The organism is Vibrio scophthalmi LMG 19158, assembly GCF_000222585.1.
GTDB classification, from domain to species: domain Bacteria; phylum Pseudomonadota; class Gammaproteobacteria; order Enterobacterales; family Vibrionaceae; genus Vibrio; species Vibrio scophthalmi.
Genome location: NZ_AFWE01000226.1, coordinates 99,505 through 118,021, shown reverse-complemented (window position 1 = coordinate 118,021; position 18,517 = coordinate 99,505). Strand labels below are relative to the sequence as shown.

The following is an 18,517-nucleotide window of genomic DNA, read 5'->3' as shown; positions in this document are numbered from 1 at the left end:
GACATCGCTGCTCACACAGCGATTGAAACAAAAACCTCGAGCTTACCCTTAAGATTGTTAAGAAAGTCCGAGTCTTTGGCAAGTTACTTGATATAATTAATTTTATTACTCATGCCCAAGAGATGTTGTGAGAAGGCCTACGATCTCACACCACAGGAAATAATATGAAAATCGTGATAATGCGCCACGGTGAAGCAGAACACTTTGCTTCGAGTGATGAAGATCGTTCATTAACGACTCATGGTCGAACTGCCTCTTATTCGGTTGCCCAGCGTTGTGTTGCTCAAGGTGTTCAGAAGTTTGACAAGGTGCTCGTGAGCCCTTACTTACGCGCCCAGCAAACGTGGCAAGAAATTGCGCCGCTGTTTGCAGCCAAACACGTTGAAGAGTGTGATGATATTACGCCGTATGGTGACTCCGCGACTGTTGTTGAGTATATCCGCGCACTTGCCGAGGTAGAGCAATTACAATCGGTATTGTTGGTATCGCATCTTCCGTTAGTCGGTTACTTGACGGCGGATTTTGTCACAGACATCGCTCCCCCTATGTTCCCAACCTCTGGGGTAGTGTGCATTGAGTATGATCTTGATGCGGGTCGCGGTCGTTTAGTTTGGAACATCAATCCTTAACCGCCAAGCTCCATCGCAGTGCCATAATTTTGACATTTTCGGTGGACTAAAATTTGCATGAGTGGCTTACTATAAATGTAAGCCACTAATTTTAGTCGAAATAGCCACGAGTCTATGAAGTTTTCTTTGCCATTTGCGGATAAGTTACCTCCGTTACCCCAACGCGCATTACCGGCCATTGGCGCACCTGTTATGGTGCTGTCGACTTTGGCGATGGTGGTTCTACCCATCCCGGCTTTTTTGCTCGACTTGTTTTTTACCTTCAACATCGCTCTGTCGATGGTGGTACTACTGGTAACGGTTTACACCCGACGTCCACTCGATTTTGCTGCTTTCCCTACCGTACTGCTGATTGCAACACTATTACGTTTGGCGCTGAACGTGGCCTCAACCCGTGTGGTTTTACTCTATGGTCACGAAGGGCCGGGTGCGGCGGGTAATGTTATCGAAGCGTTTGGTAATGTTGTTATCGGCGGCAACTACGCCGTAGGTCTTGTGGTCTTTATCATCTTGATGATCATCAACTTCATGGTTGTCACCAAAGGTGCGGGACGTATTTCGGAAGTAAGCGCTCGCTTCACCTTGGATGCATTGCCTGGTAAACAGATGGCAATCGATGCGGATTTGAATGCCGGTCTTATCGATCAAGATCAAGCGCGTACTCGTCGTCAAGAAGTGACCAAAGAAGCCGACTTTTATGGTTCGATGGATGGTGCGTCAAAGTTTGTTAAAGGCGATGCCATCGCCGGTATTTTGATCCTCTTCATCAACATTATCGGTGGTCTCGCTATTGGTATGGCGCAGTATGGACTGGGCTTTGGCGAAGCGATGAAAATCTACACGCTACTAACCATCGGTGATGGTTTGGTTGCGCAGATCCCTTCTTTACTTCTTTCTATTGGCGCCGCGATCATGGTGACGCGTCAGAATACCGATGAAGACATGGGTGAAGTGCTTGTCTTCCAGCTGTTTGATAACCCTAAAGCACTGACGGTTACCGCGATCATCATGTTTATCATGGGTATCGTGCCGGGTATGCCACATTTTGCCTTCTTGCTGTTAGCGGCAATGTCGGGCGGTGGTGCTTACTGGATGTATCGCAAACAACAGAAAAAGAGCGAGGAAAAAGCCAACCCTCCAGCCTTGCAAGAAGCAGAACCGTCAACACCAAGAGAGCTGTCATGGGAAGATGTACAGCCAGTCGATATTATTGGTCTAGAAGTCGGTTATCGCTTGATTCCCTTGGTTGATAGGGATCAAGGAGGCGAGCTGCTGGAACGTGTCAAAGGGGTGCGTAAGAAACTCTCGCAAGATTTTGGCTTTTTGATCCCCGCGGTGCACATTCGCGACAACCTTGAGTTAACGCCAAATAGTTACCGTATTACGCTAATGGGTGTCGCCGTGGGAGAAGCGGAAATTCGCCCCGATCAAGAGCTTGCGATTAACCCAGGTCAAGTTTACGGCATGATTGAAGGCGAAGTAACCATCGACCCTGCATTTGGCTTGGAAGCGACGTGGATTCGTGAAGATTACCGCGAACACGCGCAAGCGCTCGGGTACACCGTCGTGGATTCTTCCACCGTGCTGGCAACCCATTTAAGCCAACTCCTCACCAATAACGCATCACAGCTGCTTGGTCACGAAGAAGTCCAAAACCTATTGGAAATGCTTGGCCGTAGTACGCCGAAGTTAGTCGAAAACTTCGTGCCGGATCAATTGCCGCTCGGTGTTGTGGTGAAAGTACTACAAAACTTGCTTAATGAAGGCGTACCCATTCGTGATATCCGCACCATTGTTCAGACTTTGTCGGAATACTCAGCTAAGAGTCAAGAAGCTGACATTCTTACTGCAGCTGTGCGCATATCGCTTAAGCGACTAATTGTTCAGGAAATCAATGGCATAGAGCCAGAATTGCCGGTAATTACTTTAATTCCCGAGCTGGAACAAATCTTGCATCAAACCATGCAAGCATCCGGAGGAGAGTCTGCCGGTATTGAGCCTGGTCTTGCTGAGCGTTTGCAAATGTCACTGAGCCAAGCAACGCAAGAGCAAGAGCTAAAAGGGGAGGCAGCTGTGCTGCTGACTTCGGGCGTATTACGTTCGACTCTCGCGAAATTCGTCAAGAATACAATACCGACATTGCGCGTACTCTCTTATCAAGAGATCCCTGATGAGAAACAGATTCGCATCGTACAAGCGGTAGGTAATTAGTTCTGTTACGACCAATAATGGATATCGACTTTGAAGATTAAACGATTTTTTGCCAAGGATATGAGAACGGCATTACTCCAAGTGAAAGACGAACTTGGGGTCGATGCGGTGATCATGTCGAATAAAAAAGTCGCTGGTGGGGTAGAGATTGTCGCCGCAGTTGATGGTGATTCCGCAGCTGCCAAGTCGAGCAGTAGCTACGGCTCAAGACCACGAGCTGCTCAAGCGCAAACGCAAACTCAAATCTCGCCAAGTTTGGCCATGCGCGAGGAATCTCGTCAGTTAGATGACGATCGTGTCAGCTTGAATGCAAGCGCCGAGAACGGTCGCTCGATGACCAAACGCTTTGCTAGCATGCTCAAGCAATACAGCACCAGCAAAGGCGGTTATGAAGAGCCAGAAGCGGCACCCGGTGAAGATTCACTAACGGCACTGCTTAAGCGACAACACTCGCTGCGCAATCAAACCTCCGCGAGCGATATCAAACTAAAAGAAGACTCGCCTCTCGCGCGTCTGATTGCGGAAGATCGTCGTATTGAGCGCCCGGCACCAAAGTTGGATCCCTCTCGCTATGAGCGTGGTCAACCGCGTGAGCAAGCGGTATCAAATGAAGAATTGACTGATATGCGCGAAGAGATGACCTCAATTCGTCGTTTATTAGAGCATCAAGTGTCCGGTTTGATGTGGCAAGAAGTGGAGCGTCGCGAACCATTGCGCGCCATGTTGATCAAACGATTAGAACGTATGGGCTTATCGTCTGAGTTGGCTGACCAGCTGGCTTGCTATATCCCAGAAGACACCCCGCCGAAAAAGGCGTGGAAAGCACTACTAGGCTTAGTGGCCGATCAAGTGCCTATTTCCAAACAAGATATTCTAAAACGTGGTGGCGTAGTGGCACTGTTAGGCCCTACGGGTGTGGGTAAAACCACTACGGTAGCAAAACTGGCCGCCCGTGCTGCAATGGAGTTCGGTTCTGACAACGTCGCACTGGTTACAACCGACACCTACCGTATTGGCGCACATGAGCAACTCGCTATTTATGGCAGAATTATGGGTTGTCCAGTAAAAGTCGCTAAAGATTCCAACGAGTTAGCCGATGTAATATACCAGTTACGCCATCGTCGCTTAATTCTGGTGGATACGGCAGGGATGGGACAGCGAGATGTTCGATTATCTGAACAACTGGATACCTTGATGCAAAATAGCGATGAAGTCATTCACAGCTATCTTGTTTTACCCGCCACGGCACAGCGCAAAGTATTACAAGAAACCATCGACCATTTTAAACGTATACCACTTTCAGGCTGTATTTTAACCAAGCTCGATGAGTCACTTAGCTTAGGTGAGTTTGTCAGTGTCGTAGTACAAAATGCATTGCCTGTAGCATATATCGCGAACGGACAACGCGTACCAGAAGATATCGTCATCGCTCAGCCTAAGTACATGGTGGCAAAAGCGAATGATTTATTAGAGAAATCGGCGGACGATGAACCTCACTATTGGAATAGTGAAGTAGAAAGGTTCTAGGCGGCGACGATTATGATAGAGAATATGATTCAAGACCAAGCAAGCGGATTACGCCGCCTAACACAACCATCACTAACCAAGGTTATTTCGGTCACCGGCGGTAAAGGTGGGGTGGGTAAATCAAATGTTACTCTCGGCCTTGCTATTTGCATGGCTCGCCAAGGCAAAAAGGTCACGGTTTTAGATGCGGATTTAGGTCTAGCCAACGTTGATGTGATGTTGGGTATTAGAGCGAAGCGCAATCTCGGCCATGTTCTTGCGGGTGAGTGTGAACTGGCAGATGCCATTGTTGAAGGCCCTCACGGTATCAAAATCATCCCTGCCACTTCGGGAGCACAGGCGATGACCGAGTTAAGCCACGCGCAACACGTTGGGCTAATTCGTGCTTTTGGTAGCTTAGAAGATGAAATGGACGTGCTGCTGATTGATACTGCTGCCGGTATTTCAGACATGGTGATTAGTTTTTCACGCGCGGCTCAAGATGTGGTTGTGGTGGTGTGTGATGAACCCACATCGATCACCGATGCCTACGCATTGATCAAATTACTGAGTAAAGAACATCAGGTCCAACGCTTCAAAATCGTTGCAAATATGGTCAGAAGTTACCGCGAAGGCCGAGAATTGTTTGCAAAGTTGACCTTAGTCACAGAGAGATTCTTGAATGTGAGCCTTGAGCTAGTCGCATGTATCCCACTAGATGATAAAGTGCGACAAGCGGTTAAAAAGCAAAAAATTGTTGTGGATGCGTTTCCGCGTTCACCTGCTGCATTAGCACTAAGTTCATTAGCGAACAAAGCGTTAACATGGCCAATTCCGAAAACTCCAAGCGGACATTTGGAATTTTTCGTTGAACGATTACTAAATCGACCAGAACCATTAGAGGAACCATTTGGTGAATAAGGCATTGACCTATGACCAATACGGCAATCACAACAGTCAACGAGTATTTTTAGAAAAATACTCGGTGTTAGTGAAGCGTATTGCTCATCACTTGCTTGGCCGTCTGCCACCAAGTGTCCAGGTTGAAGATCTTATTCAAGCGGGAATGATTGGCCTTCTTGAAGCGCAAAAGAATTATGATGGCAGCAAAGGAGCAAGTTTTGAGACCTATGCTGGAATCCGTATTCGTGGCGCTATGCTAGACGACATTCGTCGTGGAGACTGGGTACCACGATCAGTGCACAAACACAGTCGTGAGTTTAACCAAGCCATTGCAACTTTAGAAGGACAACTAAATCGAGATCCGACAGATGCCGAAGTGGCAAATTTTGTTGGGATGAGTCTGAACCAATACCACAGCGTATTGGCAGATATAAATTGTTCTCGCTTAGTAGGGATCGAAGACTTGGGCGTATCTGACGATGTCATCAAATCGGATGATGACTCGGAAGAAAATACACCTTTTCAAGGTGTTGCGGATGAATCTTTCCGTAAAGCTCTGGTAGAATCGATAAAATCTTTACCGGAGCGTGAAGCTTTAGTGCTATCTCTTTACTACGACGAAGAGTTGAACTTAAAAGAAATCGGTGAAGTGATTGGAGTTAGCGAATCACGCGTTAGCCAAATCCTGAGCCAATCAATGCAACGTCTGCGTACTAAATTAAGTGCGTGGACAAATAATGACTAGAAATCACTGACATCATACTCAGTGGAGGCAATTTTGAATAAAAATATGAAAATCCTTATTGTTGATGATTTTTCAACAATGCGCCGCATCGTTAAAAACCTACTTCGTGATTTGGGTTTCAATAATACCCAAGAAGCGGACGATGGCTTAACTGCATTGCCTATGCTCAAGAAGGGCGATTTCGATTTTGTCGTGACTGACTGGAACATGCCAGGAATGCAAGGCATCGACTTGTTGAAACATGTTCGTGCAGATGCAGAGCTTAAGCACTTGCCTGTACTTATGATCACCGCAGAAGCGAAACGTGAACAGATCATTGAAGCCGCTCAAGCAGGCGTAAATGGTTACATTGTCAAACCGTTTACTGCAGCAACATTGAAAGAAAAATTAGACAAAATTTTTGAGCGCTTATAGTCAACTATTTGACTTTAGCTATTCGGCGACAAAGGCCAATTAGTAATGATTTCATTAGAACAGGCAAAACAACTCGTTGAACTGTTAGAAAGTGGTCAGCAGCAGGAAGCAGATGCTCTTGTAAAAAATATCAACGATGCGACTAGCGAACCTATGTTGCAGGAAATCGGCGAATTGACTCGTGAGCTACAAGAGTCGATTAGGCAATTTCGCCTTGATGACCGTATCGCTGAACTTACCAATGACGAAATTCCTGATGCAAGGGAACGCCTCCAATACGTCATTGAAAAAACAGAAGTTGCAGCGAACAAAACGATGGATGCGGTGGATCGATGTATGCCGATTGCCGACAGCCTTCACGATGGCTTACTCAAGGTACGTCCACAATGGAATGAGTTGATGTATGGCAAGATTGAGCTTACGGAATTTAAAGCTCTCTGCCACCGTATTGACGAACTGTTAGGGCAAGTTGAAGGGAATAGTAGTGAACTACATAGCCTGTTGACCGATATTCTCATGGCTCAGGATTTCCAAGACTTAACCGGACAAATCATCCGTCGTGTTATTGAGTTAGTGCACGAGGTTGAACTCCGCCTCGGTGATATTCTTACGGCGTTCGGTGACGATAAACAAGAATCCGACGCGACTAACAACAAGAAAAAAGCATCAACTGACCCTGAGGGGCCAATATTAAACCCTCATGAGAGGGCGGATGCGGTTTCATCACAAGACGAAGTCGATGACTTACTCTCAAGTCTTGGGTTTTAGAGGTAACTTATGAGCTACGATTTAGACGAAGATATTCTTCAGGACTTTTTAGTTGAGGCGGGTGAAATTCTCGAACTGCTTTCAGAGCAGTTGGTAGAGCTTGAAAACAACCCGGATGATAAAGATCTGCTTAATGCTATTTTCCGTGGTTTCCACACGGTAAAAGGCGGTGCAGGTTTCTTGGCGCTAACCGAACTGGTTGATACCTGTCATGGCGCAGAAAACGTGTTTGATATTCTGCGTAATGGTCAGCGTAAAGTAACGGCAGATCTTATGGATACCATGCTTCGCGCATTGGATGCTGTTAACGTGCAGTTCCAAGCGGTGCAAGATGGCGAACCTCTTCCTCCTTCTGAACAATCTCTTCTTGATGAATTACATCGTCTAAGCAAACCTGCTTCAGTGGAAGAAGCTATCGTAGCTGCACCTGTCGCTGAACCTGTTATCGAAGTGCCTGCCCCAATCGTAGAAGAGCCAGTTGCCGCGACTGCAGCACCATCGGCAAGTTCTATAGATGAAATCACGCAGGACGAGTTTGAGAAGCTATTAGATGAGCTACATGGTTCAGGAACTGCTCCTGGTTCAGCGCCAGCACCTGCGCCTAAAGCACCAGAGCCAGCGATGGCTGCTAGTGGCGATATCACTGATGATGAATTTGAAAAGTTATTAGATGAACTTCATGGTCTAGGTAAGGGCCCTGGTAAAGAGGATAACGTTGTTGCGAGTGCACCTCCAGCGCCGGCAGCTCCAGCTCCTACCGTGAGTTCAGGTGATGAAGATCTAATGACAGATGCCGAGTTTGAAAAATTACTCGACGAATTGCACGGACAAGGTAAAGGCCCAAGCCCTGAAGAGCTTGAAGCCGCGACAAAACCGGTAGCACAAGTTGAAGCACCTCAAGCGGCTGCGCCAGAGGCGATTGCACCACCACCGGTGATGCCAGCTCCAGTTGCGAGCGCGCCTGAAGCCGTGCCAGCAAAAAAAGAAGCGCCAGTACCTGCGAAGAAAACACAAGCCGAAGCTACCGTTCGTGTTGATACATCGACACTCGATATCATCATGAACATGGTGGGTGAATTGGTGTTGGTTCGTAACCGATTATTGAGCCTAGGTTTAAATAGTGCTGACGAAGAAATGTCGAAAGCGGTATCAAACCTTGATGTCGTGACGGCCGATTTACAAGGTGCGGTGATGAAAACGCGCATGCAGCCAATTAAGAAAGTATTTGGTCGCTTCCCTCGCGTTGTTCGAGATCTTGCTCGTAGCCTAAACAAAGACATCACGCTGGAAATGCGTGGTGAAGATACTGATTTGGATAAAAACTTAGTAGAAGCCCTTGCGGATCCATTGATTCACTTGGTGCGAAACTCAGTTGACCATGGTATCGAAATGCCAGAAGACCGTGTAAAAGCGGGTAAATCACGCACTGGTAAAGTCATCCTTTCAGCAGCACAAGAAGGGGATCATATCCAATTAGCCATCGTCGATGATGGTGGCGGTATGAACCCTGACGTACTACGTGGTATCGCGGTTAAACGCGGGATGATGGATGAAGATGCAGCTTCACGCTTGACCGATAAAGAGTGTTTCAACCTGATCTTTATGCCGGGCTTCTCAAGTAAAGAGAAAATTTCTGATATCTCAGGTCGTGGTGTGGGTATGGATGTCGTGAAAACGGCGATTAACACACTAAATGGTTCAATCGACATTGATTCTGAAATGGGTAAAGGCACCCAAATTACCATCAAAGTGCCGTTGACCCTTGCGATTCTACCAACCTTGATGGTTGGCGTTGCAGGCCACCCATTTGCCTTACCATTGGCAAGTGTGAATGAGATCTTCCACCTTGACCTTAGCCGTACCAACGTGGTTGACGGGCAGTTGACGATTATCGTTCGCGACAAGTCGATTCCATTGTTCTATTTACAAAACTGGCTCGCGCCGCGTGCCGGCTTTGTTGAACAGCGCAAAGGTCATGGGCATGTAGTGATTGTGCAATTGGGCAGTCAGCGCGTTGGCTTTGTTGTTGATACCCTTATTGGTCAAGAAGAAGTGGTGATTAAACCACTAGATAATTTGCTCCAAGGTACGCCAGGAATGGCGGGTGCGACGATCACAAGTGATGGTCATATTGCCTTGATTTTAGATGTGCCAGATTTGCTAAAGCGTTACGCCTCAGCTTCTCGAATCTAATTAATCGTTGAACAATTAAAGGAAAATCATGGCAATAAGAGTTTTAGTCGTCGACGATTCAAGTTTCTTTCGTCGTAGAGTCAGTGAGATTATTAATTCCGATGCACGTCTAGAGGTTCTAGACGTGGCGACCAACGGAAAAGAAGCAGTAGAGAAAGCGCTGCAGCTTAAACCTGACGTTATTACGATGGATATTGAAATGCCAGTGATGGACGGTATCACAGCCGTCCGTGAGATCATGGCCTCTAATCCGATTCCAATTTTGATGTTTTCATCACTGACTCACGATGGCGCTAAAGCCACGTTAGATGCACTGGATGCAGGCGCTCTCGATTTCTTACCTAAAAAGTTTGAAGATATTGCTCGTAACCGTGACGAAGCGGTGAGCTTACTGCAACAACGTGTCATTCAAATCGCAGCGCGCCGCAACTTTATGCGTCGTCCTGCTGCGCCACGTCCAGTTGCGACCGCTGCGGCGACGCGAGCGACGACCACGTCATCTCTACGTAGTGCTCCGACGGCAGCTCCGGCTGCGCGTCCGTTGTCACCGGCTGCAAGATTTAAGGCGAGTGGTAAACAATATCAACTGACCGCGATTGGTACCTCGACAGGTGGGCCAGTGGCTTTGCAGAAAATTTTGACTAAGTTACCAGTGAACTATCCACATCCGATTGTGCTGATCCAGCATATGCCTGCGACATTTACTGCCGCTTTTGCCAGCCGCTTGAACTCGCTGTGCAAGATTGAAGTAAAAGAAGCTGCCGATGGTGATGCGCTAAGACCGGGTGTGGCTTACCTGGCTCCTGGTGGCAAACAGATGATGATTGAAGGCCGCCCGGGTAGTGCTAAATTGCGCATTATCGATGGTGGTGAGCGCATGAACTACAAGCCATGCGTTGATGTGACATTTGGCAGTGCGGCAAAAGTCTACGGCGACAAAGTACTATCGATGGTACTTACGGGTATGGGTGCAGATGGCCGAGAAGGTGCGCGTATGCTGAAAACTGCGGGTGCGACCATTTGGGCACAAGATGAAGAAAGCTGTGTTGTGTACGGCATGCCTCAAGCAGTGGCAAAAGCGGGTATCTCTACTGAAGATCTTCCGCTCGACCGAATTGCAGAGCGTATGCTGGTCGAAGTTGGCCTAGCTTAGAGGTAAGGCAATGATCGTTTGGAGTATTGCAAACCAGAAAGGTGGGGTGGGTAAAACCACGACCACCATTACGTTGGCTGGTTTGTTAAGCAAACAAGGTAAGCGAGTATTACTCGTGGATACCGATCCACATGGCTCGCTGACAACTTATTTGGGTTATGACTCTGATAACGTGCCTTCTAGCTTGTTCGACCTGTTTCAGCTAAAAGAGTTTACCGAACATAGTGTGATGCCACTGGTGATGGATAGCGATATTCAAGGTATCGATATTATTCCTGCGCACATGTCTTTGGCGACCCTTGATCGTGTGATGGGCAACCGCAGCGGTATGGGATTAATTCTGAAACGTGCTTTAGCGGCGGTGAAGAATCACTATGACTACGTTCTGATTGATTGCCCGCCGATTTTGGGTGTCATGATGGTCAATGCCTTGGCAGCTAGTGATCGTATTTTGATCCCAGTACAAACAGAATTTTTGGCGATGAAAGGGCTAGAGCGCATGGTGCGAACCTTGGCTATTATGCAGAAGTCGCGCAATAAACCGTTTAAAGTCACCATCATCCCAACCATGTATGACAAGCGAACGCGAGCATCATTGCAAACGTTGCAGCAGTTAAAGAAAGATTATCCAAATCAAGTTTGGTCGTCGGCCGTGCCGATTGATACCAAATTTAGAGATGCAAGTATTAAGCATCTACCGGTTTCTCACTTTGCCTCCGGCAGTCGAGGTGTCTTTGCTTACAAACAATTGCTGCTGCATCTAGAGAGGCTGGCAATTAATGAGTGAAGAGACACTACTTTCGAGTGAGCAAGCGCTAGACGACTACTTTACTTCACTGCTTTTTGAAGACGAAGAGTTACAAGCACTTGTGACGCCCGATTTAGACGATACAGTGCTTGCAGAGCCAGAGCCAGAGCCAGAGCCAGAGCCAGAGCCAGAGCCAGAGCCAGAGCCAGAGCCAGAGCCAGAGCCAGAGCCAGAGCCAGAGCCAGAGCCAGAGCCAGAGCCAGAGCCAGAGCCAGAGCCAGAGCCAGAGCCAGAGCCCAATGACTATACACTTGAGCCGATGATTCAAACGGCGCAAGAGGCCTACTTCTATCATCCGGTGACGGCAGAGATTGAAGTACCTAACCTTGAAGATGTTGAACGGTTGCTGAAACAGCTCGAAGCCTCAAATCCTGTTGAAGAGCTTGAGCTGGATCAGGTGATGGATCAGAATACCGTCCAGATCGCGCAAGAAGTTCAAGCTAAACAACTGGTTGATGAAATTCAAGAGTGGGATGTTGAGCCTTATGATGAAGAGGTTCAAGAGGTTGAATTAGAACCAGCAACATTTGACGTTGCTGATAAGCGAGTAGCAGAAACGGTTTTCTCTCAACCAACAATGAGTGAAGCTGAACCTGGGCTTACGACCGACATTCAAAGTATTCCTGAAACCCAAGCGGGTGGCTTACTGAGTGGCACTTGGCAAAGTACCCAGCGTGAGCAAGATTTTCAGGTGCTCTATTTTGATGTAAATGGTGTCACATTTGCTGTTCCGCTTGACGAACTTGGTGGTATTCATCAGCTGTCAACGTTGAGTCACCTGATTGGTCGTCCAGCTTGGTATCTTGGCTTACAGTCAACACGTGATGCTCAGTTCGATGTTGTCGATACGGCAAAATGGGTGATGCCAGATAAGCTGCTCGATGATGAATATAAAGAACAATACAAGTACATTGTGATGCTCGGTGCGAGTCTTTGGGGCTTAGCCTCGACACAGTTAATGGGGACAGAGCTTCTCAATACTGAGAAGGTTCGCTGGCGAGAAACCGCAGGTAAACGACCATGGCTAGCTGGCATGGTGAAAGAAAAAATGTGCGCTTTGATCCATGTTGAAGCATTGATCACTATGCTAAATGCTGGACTTGATGTAAAAGCATTAGACAATTAGATAAGTACGCCAATAAGGGCTTAGAGAGGTTAAGGTATGTCTCAAACTAGCGAACTTGAAGTAAGAAAAGATCAGTTAAATGACGAAGTACTTCAATGGGTTACGTTTCAGCTAGAAGAAGAAACGTACGGCATTAATGTAATGCAAGTACGTGAAGTTCTACGTTACACGGAAATTGCTCCAGTACCAGGTGCTCCAGACTATGTTCTAGGTATCATCAACCTTCGTGGCAACGTGGTGACTGTTATCGATACACGTTCTCGCTTTGGTTTGATGGAAGGCGAAATTACGGATAACACACGTATTATCGTTATCGAATCCGAGCATCAAGTTATCGGCATCTTAGTCGACAGCGTAGCTGAAGTGGTTTACCTACGTTCTTCTGAAATTGATACCACGCCAAGCGTTGGTACGGATGAAAGTTCTAAGTTTATTCAAGGCGTAAGCAACCGTGAAGGTAAGCTACTGATCTTAGTTGATCTGAATAAACTGCTTTCTGACGAAGAATGGGATGAGATGGCTCATCTGTAATGAATATTGATACTGGCTGGTTTAACCAAGCTCCTGCTATTGCAGCAGGAGTGATCTCGTTCATATTATTGGTATTGCTATTTAGTGTACTACGATTGAAACGTAACCAGCGACTTGCGACCGAGCAAAGCCGACAACAGCAGCGTCATCTTGAAAGAGAACTGCAAAAAGCCAATAAACAGCTTTTAGAGGTTCGTTCAGTGGTGATTGGTTTAGGCCAAAAAGTGAGTGAGCAAGAAGATATTATTCAACATCTTTTACAGCGAATTAAAGAATTAGAGCAAGCTGATGGTGATGGTCGCATGTATTCACGAGCGACGAAGATGGTTCAGCTTGGCGCCGATTTAAATGAGTTGATAGAAGAATGCGAGCTGCCAAAAGCAGAGGCTGAGTTGATGATGTCTTTGCAAAACAAATTGTCAGGTCGAGAAAAAATCCCACCGCTTGAAGGGATGCCTGACCAGTCGTTGCAGAAACGCCGACGGATGCAGATGAAATAAAATAAAAAGGATGCCATAAGGCATCCTTTTTTGTTGGTAAAAAATACCGCAGGCATGATGCGTGAATAGTTGTAACTAAATAATGACAGTTGCGTCAAATTATAGATAAATATTAATAACTTCTTACTTAGTTTCGTGATTCGTAAAGCTCTAGCACTATGTTGTCAAAAAGTGGCTGTGGTAAGATACCTACTTCAATTCTTTTAGTGGCAGCACATGCTTGAAGTAAAACAATTAACTGCGATTCGTGATGAAAGAGTTTTGTTTGAATCTCTGTCTTTTACCATAGAGGGCGGCGAACTCGTTCAGATAGAAGGTCGAAACGGCACCGGTAAAACCACTTTGCTGCGTATTGTGACAGGGTTAGGTGATCGTGATGACGGTGAGATCTTCTGGAACAATGAATCGATTGAATCAAACCGAGATGCATACCATCAAGATTTGCTGTTTCTAGGCCATCAAACGGGAATAAAACGTGAGTTAACCGCTTACGAAAATCTCAGATTTTACATTTCGATCCATAGTAAAAAACCAGCCGATAAAGAGACGATCTATAATGCGCTGGTGAAGGTGGGTCTTGCCGGGCGCGAAGATGTTCCTGTCGCACAGCTATCGGCAGGGCAACAACGTCGTGTTGCGTTGGCTCGCTTATGGTTGAGTGACCATAAACTGTGGATTTTAGATGAGCCGTTGACCGCGATTGATAAGCAAGGTGTGAAGGTATTAGAAGCGCTGTTTCTCAAACATGCAGAGCAGGGTGGCATAGTGGTGTTAACCACACACCAAGATATGTTTGCTGATAATCCGAAATTAAGAAAAATTAAGCTGGGTGGTTAACTGTGCTAGGCATAATGAATTCAATTATTCGACGTGAGCTATTGATTGCGTTTCGTCGCCAAGCGGACGTGTTTAACCCACTATGGTTTTTCATCATAGTGATCACCTTATTCCCATTAAGTATTGGCCCAGAGCCGAACTTATTGGCGCGCATTGCCGCAGGCATTGTTTGGGTTGCGGCGTTGTTGTCGGCGTTGTTGTCATTAGAGCGATTGCTGCGTGACGATTTTCAAGATGGTGCGCTTGAGCAGATGATGCTGATGCCGGTGCCTTTGCCATTAATGGTGATCTCAAAAGTGATTGCGCACTGGGTGCTGACCGGATTACCTCTTATCTTGATCAGTCCTCTGCTGGCCATTCTGTTATCGCTTGATTTTCATACCTGGCTAGCGGTCGTCTCAACCCTATTGGTGGGCACGCCAACATTGAGTTTTATCGGTGCGATTGGGGTGGCACTAACCGTCGGGCTGCAAAAAGGCGGTGTGTTACTCAGTTTATTGATTTTGCCTTTGTATATTCCAGTGTTGATTTTTGCGACATCAGCGATTGATGCGGCATCACTGGGAATGGCTTACAACGGCCAATTAGCGGTATTAGGCGCAATGTTTATGGGGGCATTAACGTTAACACCGTTCGCGATTAGTGCGGCATTGCGTGTAAGTGTAAATTAATTGTTTTTGATCAAGCACGAAAATTTCCCAGTATATAAATTACAAAACTATTAATAGCTAGGTACAAATGATGCCTAGTCGAAAAATGAAGTAATAGAGTGAGAATGACGATGTGGAAATGGCTTCATCCGTACGCTAAGCCTGAAGCGACTTATCGACTGTGTGGTAAGTTACTACCATGGTTTGCCGTCCTGGCTTTGTCTTGCCTAGTGATAGGTACTGGCTGGGGGCTTGCGTTTGCTCCTTCTGATTATCAGCAAGGTGACAGTTTTAGGATTATCTACATACATGTGCCTTCGGCAATTTGGTCGATGGGCGTTTATATGTCTATGGCGATTGCTGCTTTCATCGGTTTAGTTTGGCAAGTGCGCATGTCTGACATGGCGGCACTCGCGATGGCTCCCATCGGCGCATTGTTTACTTTTATTGCACTATTAACCGGTGCAATTTGGGGTAAGCCAATGTGGGGCGCATGGTGGGTATGGGATGCTCGCTTAACTTCAGAATTGATTCTGCTTTTCCTCTATTTAGGTGTAATTGCACTTTACCACGCGTTTGATGACCAAAAAACTGCAGCGAAAGCCGCAGGTATTTTGGCGATTGTGGGGGTAATCAATTTACCAATCATTCACTTCTCGGTTGAGTGGTGGAATACGCTGCACCAAGGCGCAACAATCACCAAGTTTGACAAACCATCGATTTCTAACGACATGCTTTGGCCACTGTTGCTCAATATTGCCGGCTTTGCTTTCTTCTTTGGCACTGTCACTATGATCCGTTTACGTAATGAGATCATCAGTAAAGAGAGCCATCGTCCTTGGGTTGTTGCATTGTCCTCACGTTTATCTTCTCACGCAGACAAGCAAGGAAACTAATCATGCATTTTGACTCTTTTAGTGATTTTCTTGCCATGGGTGGCTATGCCGGTTACGTATGGAGCGCGTTTGGTATCACATTCGCGTCGATGATTATTCTGCTGATCAGCAGTGCTCGTCGACACACAAACCTACTTAATGAAGTTCAGGCAAAAGTCGAGCGTCAGGCTCGTATTGATGCAGCTAAGAATTTGGAGAACACTCTATGAACCCAAGACGTAAAAAGCGGCTCGCTATTGTTCTAGCCATCGTTCTTGGCATTGGTTCAACCGTGGGCCTAATGCTTTATGCTTTAAACCAGAATATGGATCTGTTTTATACCCCAACCGAATTGGTACAAGGTAAACCAGACGGTAGCAAACCCACTGTTGGCCAGCGCTTACGCATTGGCGGCATGGTTGCTGTTGGTTCGGTGAAGCGCGATCCGGACTCACTACGAGTGTCGTTCGATTTGCATGATGTTGGTCCAATGGTTACGGTTGTGTATGACGGTATCTTGCCGGATCTATTTCGCGAAGGGCAGGGCATCGTGGCGCAAGGCGTGTTAGTCGATGCGACGACAATTGAAGCGCATGAAGTGTTGGCGAAGCATGATGAAGAATACATGCCGCCAGAAGTTGCAGAAGCGATGGAAAAAACCCACCAACCGCTTAAATACACAGAATCACAAAAACAAGGAAGCGGTCAATGATTGCTGAAATTGGTCATTTTGCGCTGATTTTGTCGCTTGCCATGGCAGTGCTGCTAAGCATTCTGCCATTGGTCGGTGCATCGCGTAATAACACCTTATTAATGAACTCTGCTCGTCCATTGTCATGGGCAATGTTCCTGCTATTGTCGCTCTCATTTGCTATTTTGCTGTGGGCTTTTTATAGCAATGATTTCACGCTGACGTATGTTGCGAGTAACTCAAATACCTTGCTGCCTTGGTACTACCGTTTAACGGCCGTTTGGGGCGCGCACGAAGGTTCACTATTGCTTTGGGTGTTGATCCAAGCGGGTTGGACTGTGGCGGTAGCGACTTTTAGCCGTGGCATGCCGCAAGAGTCAGTGGCTCGTGTTCTGGCTGTGATGGGGATGATTAGCGTTGGTTTCTTACTGTTCATCATTCTAACTTCGAACCCGTTCTTACGTACACTGCCATTCTTCCCTGTTGATGGTCGCGACCTTAACCCATTGTTGCAAGATCCGGGTTTGATTATTCACCCGCCGATGCTGTACATGGGCTATGTAGGTTTCTCAGTTGCTTTCTCTTTCGCAATTGCGTCACTAATGACTGGTCGCCTAGATACGGCATGGGCACGTTGGTCTCGTCCTTGGACGACTGCAGCATGGTTATTCCTAACGTTGGGTATCTCACTAGGTTCATGGTGGGCATACTACGAACTTGGCTGGGGTGGTTGGTGGTTCTGGGATCCAGTAGAAAACGCATCATTCATGCCATGGCTTGCGGGTACGGCATTGATGCACTCTTTAGCGGTAACGGAAAAACGCGGCACCTTTAAAGCGTGGACGGTATTGCTGGCGATTTCAGCGTTCTCATTGAGCTTGCTAGGCACCTTCCTAGTGCGTTCTGGCATTCTTGTATCAGTACACGCATTCGCCTCTGATCCATCACGTGGTATGTTCATTCTTGGCTTCTTAGTGTTTGTGATTGGCGGTTCGTTGCTGCTGTTCGCTGTTAAAGGCGCGGCGGTTCGTGTTCGTGGTAACTTTGAACTGGCTTCACGTGAAAACGCACTGTTAGCTAACAACGTACTACTAATGGCTGCTTTGATGGTGGTATTAGTCGGTACACTTCTGCCGTTGGTGCATAAACAGCTCGGTCTTGGTTCAGTCTCTATCGGCGCACCATTCTTCGATATGTTGTTTGCATGGCTAATGATCCCATTCTCGTTTGTATTGGGTATCGGTCCGCTGATCCGCTGGAAACGTGACGATCTGAGCTCACTAGCCAAACCTATGATCATCAGCGGTATCGGTGCTGTATTGTTAGCTGCACTGTTCAACTGGATGTTCTCTGATTACTTCGTCTTCATGACCTACCTTGGTTGGTTGATGGCGATGTGGATTGTATTGCTACACGGTTTTGAATTGCACCAGCGTGCAACGCACCGCCATAGCTTTGTTGTTGGTGTGCGCAAATTACAACGCAGCCATTGGGCGATGATGTTGGGTCACATTGGTCTTGCGGTCACCATTATTGGTATCGCAATGGTACAGACACACAGTATTGAACGTGATGTACGTCTATCGCCGGGAGATAACTTCCAGCTGAAAGGCTACAACTTCCATTTCTCTGGTGTGCGTGATCATGACGGCCCGAACTACGATGGCTATATTGCAGATTTCGAAGTGACGCAAGATGGTAAGTACATCAATACGCTACATGCAGAAAAACGTTTCTATAAAACCGCACGTTCGATGATGACAGAAGCGGCGATTGATCGCAGCGTAAGTCGTGATCTTTATGTGGCTTTAGGTGACCGTTTGGATGACGGTAAGTCATGGGCAGTGCGTTTGTACTACAAACCATTTGTAAACTGGATTTGGGCAGGCTCTGTCTTTATGGCGCTTGGTGGTTGTGTTGCAATCAGCGATCGACGCTACCGTTTCCGCAAGCCAGCAAAAAAGCAGGAGGCATAAA

Annotated in this window: 19 protein-coding genes; all 19 read left to right on the top strand. The window is 46.9% G+C overall.

Annotated elements, in window-relative coordinates:
• Nucleotides 1-164: 164 nt before the first annotated feature.
• The 19 genes from sixA to RH88_RS22160 all read left to right on the top strand — a co-directional run bounded on the left by sixA (nucleotide 165) and on the right by RH88_RS22160 (nucleotide 18,516).
• Nucleotides 165-629 carry a phosphohistidine phosphatase SixA gene (gene sixA / locus RH88_RS22255; RefSeq protein WP_005600265.1) on the top strand — a complete coding sequence of 155 codons (465 nt, stop codon included), beginning with the start codon at nucleotides 165-167 and terminating at the stop codon, nucleotides 627-629.
• A gap of 114 nt (nucleotides 630-743) precedes the next feature.
• Complete coding sequence (flhA, locus tag RH88_RS22245) at nucleotides 744-2,840, top strand: flagellar biosynthesis protein FlhA (protein ID WP_005600263.1); 2,097 nt, start codon at nucleotides 744-746, stop codon at nucleotides 2,838-2,840.
• A gap of 30 nt (nucleotides 2,841-2,870) precedes the next feature.
• On the top strand, nucleotides 2,871-4,367 hold the full coding sequence (gene flhF, locus RH88_RS22240) for a flagellar biosynthesis GTPase FlhF (RefSeq protein ID WP_005600262.1): 1,497 nt from the start codon (nucleotides 2,871-2,873) through the stop codon (nucleotides 4,365-4,367).
• A 12-nt stretch (nucleotides 4,368-4,379) separates the two neighbouring features.
• Nucleotides 4,380-5,267: a MinD/ParA family protein gene (locus RH88_RS22235; RefSeq protein ID WP_005600261.1), complete on the top strand. Its 888-nt coding sequence runs from the start codon at nucleotides 4,380-4,382 to the stop codon at nucleotides 5,265-5,267.
• The gene (locus RH88_RS22230; protein ID WP_005600259.1) at nucleotides 5,260-5,994 is read left to right on the top strand and encodes an RNA polymerase sigma factor FliA; all 735 of its coding nucleotides are present in this window, start codon (nucleotides 5,260-5,262) and stop codon (nucleotides 5,992-5,994) included. Before RH88_RS22235 ends, RH88_RS22230 begins: the two co-directional genes overlap by 8 nt.
• Nucleotides 5,995-6,039: 45 nt before the next feature.
• On the top strand, nucleotides 6,040-6,408 hold the full coding sequence (gene cheY / locus RH88_RS22225; RefSeq protein ID WP_005600258.1) for a chemotaxis response regulator CheY: 369 nt from the start codon (nucleotides 6,040-6,042) through the stop codon (nucleotides 6,406-6,408).
• 45 nt (nucleotides 6,409-6,453) lie between these two features.
• Nucleotides 6,454-7,176: a protein phosphatase CheZ gene (locus RH88_RS22220; protein WP_005600256.1), complete on the top strand. Its 723-nt coding sequence runs from the start codon at nucleotides 6,454-6,456 to the stop codon at nucleotides 7,174-7,176.
• Nucleotides 7,177-7,185: 9 nt separating this feature from the next.
• Nucleotides 7,186-9,369, top strand: a complete 2,184-nt coding sequence (locus RH88_RS22215; RefSeq protein ID WP_005600254.1) for a chemotaxis protein CheA — start codon at nucleotides 7,186-7,188, stop codon at nucleotides 9,367-9,369.
• Nucleotides 9,370-9,397: 28 nt separating this feature from the next.
• Nucleotides 9,398-10,522 carry a protein-glutamate methylesterase/protein-glutamine glutaminase gene (locus RH88_RS22210; protein WP_005600252.1) on the top strand — a complete coding sequence of 375 codons (1,125 nt, stop codon included), beginning with the start codon at nucleotides 9,398-9,400 and terminating at the stop codon, nucleotides 10,520-10,522.
• Between the two features lie 10 nt (nucleotides 10,523-10,532).
• Complete coding sequence (locus tag RH88_RS22205) at nucleotides 10,533-11,309, top strand: ParA family protein (RefSeq protein ID WP_005600250.1); 777 nt, start codon at nucleotides 10,533-10,535, stop codon at nucleotides 11,307-11,309.
• Nucleotides 11,302-12,456: a chemotaxis protein CheW gene (locus tag RH88_RS22200; protein WP_005600248.1), complete on the top strand. Its 1,155-nt coding sequence runs from the start codon at nucleotides 11,302-11,304 to the stop codon at nucleotides 12,454-12,456. Before RH88_RS22205 ends, RH88_RS22200 begins: the two co-directional genes overlap by 8 nt.
• Nucleotides 12,457-12,492: 36 nt before the next feature.
• Nucleotides 12,493-12,987 carry a chemotaxis protein CheW gene (locus RH88_RS22195; protein ID WP_005600246.1) on the top strand — a complete coding sequence of 165 codons (495 nt, stop codon included), beginning with the start codon at nucleotides 12,493-12,495 and terminating at the stop codon, nucleotides 12,985-12,987.
• Nucleotides 12,987-13,487, top strand: coding sequence for a DUF2802 domain-containing protein (locus tag RH88_RS22190; protein WP_005600244.1), 501 nt, complete (start codon nucleotides 12,987-12,989; stop codon nucleotides 13,485-13,487). The genes RH88_RS22195 and RH88_RS22190 overlap by 1 nt, the downstream gene beginning before the upstream one ends.
• 216 nt (nucleotides 13,488-13,703) lie before the next feature.
• Nucleotides 13,704-14,324: a cytochrome c biogenesis heme-transporting ATPase CcmA gene (gene ccmA / locus RH88_RS22185; RefSeq protein WP_005600242.1), complete on the top strand. Its 621-nt coding sequence runs from the start codon at nucleotides 13,704-13,706 to the stop codon at nucleotides 14,322-14,324.
• A gap of 14 nt (nucleotides 14,325-14,338) precedes the next feature.
• Nucleotides 14,339-14,995 (top strand): heme exporter protein CcmB, encoded by a 657-nt coding sequence (gene ccmB / locus RH88_RS22180; protein ID WP_005600241.1) that lies wholly within the window; start codon nucleotides 14,339-14,341, stop codon nucleotides 14,993-14,995.
• Nucleotides 14,996-15,105: 110 nt separating this feature from the next.
• Entirely contained in the window at nucleotides 15,106-15,870 is a 765-nt protein-coding gene (locus tag RH88_RS22175) for a heme ABC transporter permease (protein ID WP_005600239.1), read from the top strand.
• A gap of 2 nt (nucleotides 15,871-15,872) precedes the next feature.
• Nucleotides 15,873-16,079 carry a heme exporter protein CcmD gene (ccmD, locus tag RH88_RS22170; protein ID WP_005600237.1) on the top strand — a complete coding sequence of 69 codons (207 nt, stop codon included), beginning with the start codon at nucleotides 15,873-15,875 and terminating at the stop codon, nucleotides 16,077-16,079.
• The gene (gene ccmE / locus RH88_RS22165; RefSeq protein ID WP_005600236.1) at nucleotides 16,076-16,561 is read left to right on the top strand and encodes a cytochrome c maturation protein CcmE; all 486 of its coding nucleotides are present in this window, start codon (nucleotides 16,076-16,078) and stop codon (nucleotides 16,559-16,561) included. Before ccmD ends, ccmE begins: the two co-directional genes overlap by 4 nt.
• A complete protein-coding gene (locus RH88_RS22160; protein ID WP_005600234.1) occupies nucleotides 16,558-18,516 on the top strand; it encodes a heme lyase CcmF/NrfE family subunit in 1,959 nt (652 codons plus the stop codon). The genes ccmE and RH88_RS22160 overlap by 4 nt, the downstream gene beginning before the upstream one ends.
• Nucleotide 18,517: the final 1 nt, after the last annotated feature.